At 59.0% G+C, this 5,740-nt stretch carries 6 protein-coding genes; 2 read left to right on the top strand and 4 right to left on the bottom strand.

All coding sequences use genetic code 11. The features are described from left to right. Nucleotides 1-169: 169 nt before the first annotated feature. The gene (locus D8V06_RS19060) at nt 170-844 is read right to left on the bottom strand and encodes a DNA-3-methyladenine glycosylase I (RefSeq protein WP_130906342.1); all 675 of its coding nucleotides are present in this window, start codon (nt 842-844) and stop codon (nt 170-172) included. Nucleotides 845-974: 130 nt separating this feature from the next. Beyond that, nucleotides 975-1,799 carry a tRNA 2-thiocytidine(32) synthetase TtcA gene (ttcA, locus tag D8V06_RS19055; RefSeq protein ID WP_056853135.1) on the bottom strand — a complete coding sequence of 275 codons (825 nt, stop codon included), beginning with the start codon at nt 1,797-1,799 and terminating at the stop codon, nt 975-977. A gap of 282 nt (nt 1,800-2,081) precedes the next feature. Between ttcA and D8V06_RS19050 the strand changes: the two genes are divergently transcribed. Next, nucleotides 2,082-2,684: a Yip1 family protein gene (locus tag D8V06_RS19050; RefSeq protein ID WP_056853136.1), complete on the top strand. Its 603-nt coding sequence runs from the start codon at nt 2,082-2,084 to the stop codon at nt 2,682-2,684. Between the two features lie 159 nt (nt 2,685-2,843). Beyond that, complete coding sequence (locus tag D8V06_RS19045) at nt 2,844-3,338, top strand: SprT family zinc-dependent metalloprotease (protein ID WP_056853137.1); 495 nt, start codon at nt 2,844-2,846, stop codon at nt 3,336-3,338. A gap of 124 nt (nt 3,339-3,462) precedes the next feature. Here the strand turns inward: D8V06_RS19045 and D8V06_RS19040 are convergent, their stop codons facing one another. Next, the gene (locus tag D8V06_RS19040) at nt 3,463-4,644 is read right to left on the bottom strand and encodes a CaiB/BaiF CoA-transferase family protein (protein ID WP_130931538.1); all 1,182 of its coding nucleotides are present in this window, start codon (nt 4,642-4,644) and stop codon (nt 3,463-3,465) included. Between the two features lie 143 nt (nt 4,645-4,787). Beyond that, the coding region (gene dctA / locus D8V06_RS19035) for a C4-dicarboxylate transporter DctA (protein ID WP_130931537.1) at nt 4,788-5,740 on the bottom strand (953 nt) is incomplete at its 5' end.

Genomic DNA, 5,740 nt, shown 5'->3' with positions numbered 1-5,740 from the left:
TTGAACACAAATTCTGTGAGCAACTCCCACAGGTATTGGGTTTGAACACAAATTCTGTGGGCAACTCCCACAGGTATTGGGTTTGAACACAAAATGTGTAGACAACTCCAATCACTGTGGGAGCTGGCTTGCCAGCGATAGGCCGGGGTCGCGCTCGACCGACTCGGTCTCAATGATTGACGGTGTAGGCCAGCATCATCGAAATCTGACTCATCGGCCGTCCGCCGCTTTCTTCATGCCATTGGTTGAACACATCCTGCACCAGCGCCAGGTCGCGCAGGCTGGTTGGCACCTTGTCGATGATGTTCTGTGCGTTCAACGCCGCGACCACATCGTAACTCGGCACAAAGGTATCCTTGCCGACCATGCGCAGGAAACGCGGCGCAGACAGGCCGCCCAATTGATGGCCGCGCTTTTTCAGCATCGTCCACAAGCCGACGATATCAGTCACCGGCCAATCGGCGATCATCGCACCGAAACTGCCCTTCTCAATGGCGACGTCCAGCACGAACTGCGCATTGCGCGGCACACTCTTCAATTTGCCCAGGTGGCGGATAATCCGCGCGTCCTGCATCAGGCGTTCCAGATGCTCGGCGCTCATCAGCACGACTTTTTCCGGGTCGAACTTGAAGAACACTTCTTCGAAGGCCGGCCACTTGGCGTCCACCAGGCTGTGCTTGAGCCCGGCACGGAATACGCGCAATGCCATGGTCGAGAGGTAGCGGTCATCGCTGATCTTGCGCAATTGCGCCGGGGTCTTGGGAACGGGCAGATGGGCTTCCAGTTCAGCCGCCGAACCAAAACGGTTCAGGCAGAATTCATTCAGCCACTTGTAGTCGCGCATGCCCTCTCCTGAGGATTAGATGAATAAACCCATGTGGGAGCCAGCCTGCTGGCGATGAGGGAGTGTCAGCCGACAATGATTTGTCTGACCCACCGCTATCGCCAGCAGGCTGGCTCCCACATCAAGGTGATTAAAGGTTAACCACGTTGACGAAGCGCGAAGCCGCCGTTTCGTCGATCTTGAGGCTGGTGAAGTCGAACAGGTTGCGGTCCGCCAGTTGCGACGGGATCACGTTCTGCAAGCTGCGGAAAATGCTCTCGGTACGGCCTGGGGTCTTGCGCTCCCAGTCCTGGAGCATTTCCTTGACCACCTGACGTTGCAGGTTTTCCTGGGAACCGCAGAGGTTGCACGGGATGATCGGGAACTGCTTGAAGTCCGAATAAGCCTGGATGTCCTTTTCGTTGCAGTAGGCCAACGGGCGGATCACCACGTTGCGTCCGTCATCGGCGCGCAACTTGGGTGGCATGGCCTTGAGCGAACCGTTGAAGAACATGTTGAGGAAGAACGTCTCGACGATGTCGTCGCGGTGATGACCCAAGGCCATTTTGGTCGCGCCGATCTCGTCAGCGAACGTGTACAGCGTGCCGCGACGCAGGCGCGAGCACAGCGAGCAAGTGGTTTTCCCTTCGGGAATCAGTTCCTTGACCACCGAGTAAGTGTCTTTTTCGACGATGTGATACTCGATTCCCAGCTCTTTGAGGTAAGCCGGCAGCACGTGCTCAGGGAAACCCGGTTGTTTCTGGTCCATGTTCACGGCCACGATCTCGAACTTGATCGGCGCGACCTTCTGCAAGTGCATCAGCACATCGAGCATGGTGTAGCTGTCCTTGCCGCCGGACAGGCAGACCATGACCTTGTCGCCGTCTTCAATCATGTTGAAATCGGCAACAGCCTCACCGGCCTGGCGGCGAAGGCGCTTTTGCAGTTTGTTCTGGTTGACCGTAAGAGTGCCCATGACGCGAAATCCGTGAGGTGTGACGAAAGGCGGGCATTTTACGCAAAAACCTATCCCGGGCGAAGCGTCCTGACGGATCGCCTGCCGTTCTACAGATGCAACTGCGATTAAGCGCAGGCTTTACAGCGCAATTTGCTCTAAGCCCCCTCTCCTTGTGCGGTTAACTCCTTCCTATACTGCGACATAAGGTCGCATTCGTATTCCAGACCTTTTACTTACTTGGCCGTATTGGCCCGTAGGCGCTCCACTGGGGGGCGACGGTATAAAAGAGGAGTGACTGGCATGATCCATCACGTAGTGGGGCTCTTCACCCACCCTGACCAAGAATGGAAAGAAATCCGTGGCGACCAGGAGGAAAGCATCAGCCACATGTACCTGACCCACACCCTGATTCTGGCGGCCATCCCTGCTGTGTCGGCGTTTATCGGCACTACGCAGGTCGGCTGGGTGATCGGTAACCGGCCGCCAGTGATGTTGACGATGGAAAGTGCGCTCTGGATGACGATCATGTCGTACCTGGCGATGCTCGGTGGCGTAGCGGTCATGGGCGCGTTCATTCACTGGATGGCCCGCACCTATGACGCCAATCCCAGCCTGGCACGCTGCGTGGCCTTCGCGACCTACACCGCGACGCCGCTGTTCATCGGCGGCTTGGCGGCGCTGTACCCGCATATGTGGCTGGGGATGATCGTCGGCACTGCGGCGATCTGCTACACGGTCTATCTGTTGTATGTCGGGCTACCGACGTTCATGAACATTCCAACTGACGAGGGCTTTCTGTTTTCCAGTTCGGTGCTCGCCGTAGGCCTGGTCGTGCTGGTGGCTATCATGGCGTTCACTGTCATTGTCTGGGGACTCGGCGTGGGGCCGGTCTATACGAATTAGCAACACACCCTCCAAAAATCAGATCTGCCGACACAGGCCGCCGCAAGGCGGCCTTTTGATGCCTCCTGCCAGAAGAAACGCAACGACCATTCGGCGCTCAAACGATTCGCAAGGCCCGAGGGTTGCGGCATACTCAACGTCTCTGGAGATCCATCAAGCATGCCCGAGCAACTCAATACCCGCGTCGAAGACTGTTTCCAACAAGCCGAATCCTTTTTCAAACGACCTTTCAAACGCCCCGTGGTGAGCCTCAAGCTGCGCGGGCAAAAAGCCGGTGTCGCGCATTTGCACGAGAACCTGCTGCGTTTCAACCTGCAGTTGTACCGGGAAAACACCGAGGACTTCCTCAAGCAGACAGTGGCCCACGAAGTTGCTCACCTGATCGCTCATCAACTGTTCGGCGACCGCATTCAGCCCCATGGCGAAGAGTGGCAATTGATTATGCGCGGCGTGTACGAACTGCCGCCCAATCGTTGCCACACCTACGACGTCAAGCGCCGCAGCGTCACCCGCTACATCTACAAGTGCCCGTGCGCCGACAGCGATTTCCCGTTCTCGGCCCAGCGCCATGGCCTGGTGCGCCAGGGGCGGCGGTATTTGTGTCGGCGGTGTCGCAACACCTTGGTGTTCAGTGGGGAAATGCGGGTCGAATAGGCGGATCTTTCTGCTGGCTGTACCATCCTCATCGCCAGCAGGGCTGGCTCCTACAGGGGATTTACGGTGCGACGCACATCCAGTGTGGGAGCCAGCCCTGCTGGCGATGAGGCCGGCACAGGCACTAGAGAATCACCTTGGCCCGCCGCAGCTCTTCAATCCGCTCAACACTAAATCCCAACTCCCCCAACACCTGATCCGTATGCTCGCCCAACGCCGCGCCAATGTGCCGGGGCGCCGGCAATCCTTCTGAAAACTTCAACGGACACGCCATCTGCGCCTGGCTCGAACCATCGCCCCTCGGCACTTGCGTGACCAAATCCCGTGCCTGCAACTGCGGATGACGCAGCGCTTCCCCGACGCTCAAAACCGGCTCCACGCACGCATCCAGTTCCGCAAACAATGCACACAACTCGGCGAAGTCATGTTTCTCGAACTCCACTGTCAGCGCGTCCTTGAGTTTCTTCTGCTGCGACGGTTGCGGGGACAGGCCGAGGTTCGCCAGCTCCTCCAGCCCAAGCGCCACACATAACTGCTTCATGAACGCCGGTTCGAGGCTGCCCACCGACAACCAGCGGCCATCCCGCGAGCGGTAATAGTCGTAAAAGCTACCGCCATTGAGCATCTGGTCTTCCCGGCCCGGCTCGACACCGCAGGCCAGGTACCCGGCGCCCGCCATGGCATTAAGGCTGAAGGCGCAGTCGGTCATGCTCACATCCAGGTGTTGCCCCTGCCCGGTTTGCTGGCGGGCGATCACCGCGGCGAGCAATCCGATTACCCCGTGCAACGAACCGCCGGCGACATCCGCCACTTGCGGCCCCAAGGGCAGCGGCCCGCTGTCGGCACGGCCGGTGTAGCTGGCCAGCCCGGCCAGCGCCAGGTAATTGAGGTCATGGCCGGCACGTTCCCGGTAAGGGCCGGTCTGGCCGTAACCGGTGATCGACACATAAATGAGTTTGGGATTGATGGCCTTCAGGGCTTCATAGCCCAGCCCCAAACGTTCCATGACACCGGGGCGAAACTGCTCCAGCACAATGTCGTAGTCCTCAAGAAGCTGCTTGATGACCTCCAGCGCCTCAGGCTGCTTGAGGTCCAGCGCCAGGCTGCGTTTATTGCGATTGAGATAGGCGTGGCTGGCTGACACGCCCTGGTCATGGGGTGGCAGCACGCGCAGCAGGTCCATGCGGCTCGGCGATTCGATGCGCAGCACATGCGCGCCCATGTCCGCCAGTAACAACGAGGCGAACGGCCCCGGCAGCAATGTCGAGAAATCCAGAACCTTGAGTGATGCCAGTGGACCGAGCATGGATGTTCTCCCTGAATGATGCCCCCAGACTAGGCAGCCGGACGCTCAGGGGCAATAACCTTATGTGCCAGTGACGCTGACCGTTGCGCTCAGGTCGCAGGCAGAAAAAAACCCGCCGAAGCGGGTTTTTCATTGCAGCAGGTTTATTTGGCGTTAGCCGGGGCGACCTCGTCGGCGTGGCCCAGAACGTCGTCTTTAGGCTCGTCGGCAATGCCGCGACCGCCAGAAGCCAGCTCGGATTGCAGTACGTCGGTGTCCAGTTCCTTGACCCACTTGGCCACCACGATGGTCGCCACGGCGTTACCAATCAGGTTGGTCAGGGCACGGGCTTCGGACATGAAGCGGTCGATGCCGAGGATCAGCGCCAGGCCGGCAACCGGCAAGTGGCCGACAGCGGACAGCGTGGCTGCCAGTACGATGAAGCCCGAACCGGTCACACCGGCAGCACCTTTGGAGGACAGCAGCAATACCACCAGCAGGGTGATCTGGTGCGTGAGGTCCATGGGGGTGTCAGTGGCCTGGGCAATGAACACGGCCGCCATGGTCAGGTAGATCGCCGTACCGTCGAGGTTGAACGAGTAACCGGTCGGGATCACCAGGCCTACCACGGATTTCTGCGCGCCCAGACGCTCCATCTTGATCAGCATGCGTGGCAGTACCGATTCCGAAGAGGAAGTACCCAGTACGATCAGCAGTTCTTCACGGATGTAGCGGATCATTTTCAGAACGCTGAAACCGTGCATGCGAGCAATACCACCCAGCACGATCAGGATGAACAGCAGGCAAGTGATGTAGAAGCACGCCATCAACTGGCCCAGTTGCACCAGCGAGCCGACACCATAGGCACCGATGGTGAACGCCATGGCACCGAAGGCACCGATTGGCGCGAGCTTCATGATCATGTTGATGATGTTGAACATGACGTGGGCGAAGCGATCGATGAAGTCCAGGATCGGCCGGCCGTAGGCGCCCAGGCGATGCAGGGCGAAACCGAAGATCACCGAGAACATCAAGACTTGCAGGATGTCGCCCGTGGCGAATGCGCCGACGATGGTGGACGGGATCACGTTGAGGAGGAAGCCAACGACGCTTTGAT

The sequence above is a fragment of the Pseudomonas sp. Sample_24 genome (assembly GCF_004307605.1).
Lineage (GTDB): Bacteria > Pseudomonadota > Gammaproteobacteria > Pseudomonadales > Pseudomonadaceae > Aquipseudomonas.
This window is presented reverse-complemented; position numbering and strand designations above follow the sequence as displayed.

Bases quoted from the DNA above. Each gene is read 5' to 3' on its own strand.
- D8V06_RS19060 (WP_130906342.1), bottom strand. From the start codon at position 844: ATGCGCGACTACAAGTGGCTGAATGAATTCTGCCTGAACCGTTTTGGT.
- ttcA (WP_056853135.1), bottom strand. From the start codon at position 1,799: ATGGGCACTCTTACGGTCAACCAGAACAAACTGCAAAAGCGCCTTCGC.
- D8V06_RS19050 (WP_056853136.1), top strand. From the start codon at position 2,082: ATGATCCATCACGTAGTGGGGCTCTTCACCCACCCTGACCAAGAATGG.
- D8V06_RS19045 (WP_056853137.1), top strand. From the start codon at position 2,844: ATGCCCGAGCAACTCAATACCCGCGTCGAAGACTGTTTCCAACAAGCC.
- D8V06_RS19040 (WP_130931538.1), bottom strand. From the start codon at position 4,644: ATGCTCGGTCCACTGGCATCACTCAAGGTTCTGGATTTCTCGACATTG.